At 71.3% G+C, this 1526-nt stretch carries 2 protein-coding genes and 1 pseudogene; 2 read left to right on the top strand and 1 reads right to left on the bottom strand.

Annotation, left to right across the window (positions count from 1 at the left end; all coding sequences use genetic code 11):
• A partial coding sequence (locus tag GWI24_RS44255) for an AfsR/SARP family transcriptional regulator (protein WP_210951646.1) occupies positions 1 to 787 on the bottom strand: 787 nt, incomplete at its 3' end.
• A gap of 182 nt (positions 788 to 969) precedes the next feature.
• Between GWI24_RS44255 and GWI24_RS44250 the strand changes: the two genes are divergently transcribed.
• Together GWI24_RS44250 and GWI24_RS44245 are read left to right on the top strand one after the other, a co-directional pair.
• Positions 970 to 1224 (top strand): hypothetical protein, encoded by a 255-nt coding sequence (locus GWI24_RS44250; protein WP_210951645.1) that lies wholly within the window; start codon positions 970 to 972, stop codon positions 1222 to 1224.
• A gap of 7 nt (positions 1225 to 1231) precedes the next feature.
• Positions 1232 to 1526: pseudogene (locus GWI24_RS44245) on the top strand (hypothetical protein); the annotation flags it as partial.

Here is a 1526-nt window from a genome sequence, read left to right as displayed (position 1 = left end):
GGCCGTCCAGGTCCAGATCGAGCGCCGGGTCGGAGGCGAGCACCGCCTGCTGGAGCTTCTGAAGCCGCGGCGACGGCTCCAGCCCGAGGTCCTCGACCAGTCTGGCGCGCAGCCCCTGGTAGACCTCCAGTGCCTGCCAGGGGCGGCCCGCGCGGTAGAGCGCGGCCATGCACTGGGCGTGCAGCCCCTCGTGCAGCGGATGACGGGCGGTCAGCTCGGTGAGCTCCGTGAGCAGCTCGGCATGGCGGCCCAGCCGCAGATCGGCCTCGATACGGCGCTCCAGGACGCCGAGCCGGCTCTCCTCCAGGCGGGCCAGCTCGATCTCCAGGACCGGCCCGACCTTCACATCCACCAGCGCGGGACCGCGCCAGACGGCCAATGCCTCGCGCAGCAGCAGGGATGCCTGGACATCGTCCCCGGCGTCCAGCGCGTCCCGCCCCGCGGCCACCAGCCGGTCGTACTCATGGATGTCCACCGCGCCCGGCTGGGCCTCCAGCACATATCCGCCGTACCGCGTGGCCAGCACGTCCTTGGAAGCCTGCGGGGCCTGCGGGCCATAGGCCGCGGCCAGCCTGCGGCGCAACTGCAGGATGTAGGTCTGCAAAGTGGTGAGCGCGCTGCGCGGCATCTGCGTGCCCCAGATTTCCTCCATAAGAGTGGGCACCGGGAGCATCTGGTTGGCGTAGACGGAAAGCAGTGCAAGGATCTGGCGCGGCTTGCCCGCGCTGGGCACGATCGACTGACCGCACGCCTCGACGCTCAGCGGCCCCAACACCTTGATGTCCATGGTCGTGTACCTCCGTCAACGGTCCGTCAAGTGCCTCCTGGCCGCGCGGCCCTACCACCGAGGCATCTAAGAGCCTCGCTTGTGGGCGGCCTGTGCGGCCAGTGCCGGAGTAACGAGCTCGATATGAGTTCCAGAGCCTCGCACCATGACAAATTCACACCCTGGCGATGAGAGAGTCCGCGATGACCGATACGCCCGTCCCACATGAGTCCACGAGCCCCGCCGTCCTGGCTCATCCCGCCGAGAACACCGAGGTCACCGGGGGCACCGGGGTCGTCCAGATCGCCGAGCGCGCCAAGGACACCGGAACCGGCAGGACCGCCGAGGCCGTTCGTCCGCCCGCCGAGGACGACGACCTGGTCATCGAGGACCTCTCCGACGGCGCCTGGCCCATCCCCGCGCCCGGCATCTGCATCTGCACCGTCGGCGCCGAATGACCGGACGATGACCGGCGAACTGGGCTTCACACCACATCTCCGGGTCGAGCCGGTGCCGGACGAGGCCGTCTACCTCGTCTCCGAGCACGGCGTCACGGCGCTGCACGGGCAGGCGATCGCCGCACTGGCGCCGCTGCTCGACGGGTCGCGGGACCTCGCCCACATCCTCACCGAGGCCGCCGCGCCCGGCCGCGCCGCGGGCCGGCCCGGCGCGGTCCCGGCCGGGCAGGCCGAGCGCGTCATCGCCCGTCTCCGCGCGGCCGGGCTGGTCTCCGAACGGGAGCACGCCTGGACCCCCGAGG

It is taken from the genome of Streptomyces sp. MK37H (genome assembly GCF_018035285.1).
Taxonomy (GTDB): domain Bacteria; phylum Actinomycetota; class Actinomycetes; order Streptomycetales; family Streptomycetaceae; genus Streptomyces; species Streptomyces endocoffeicus.
This window is presented reverse-complemented; position numbering and strand designations above follow the sequence as displayed.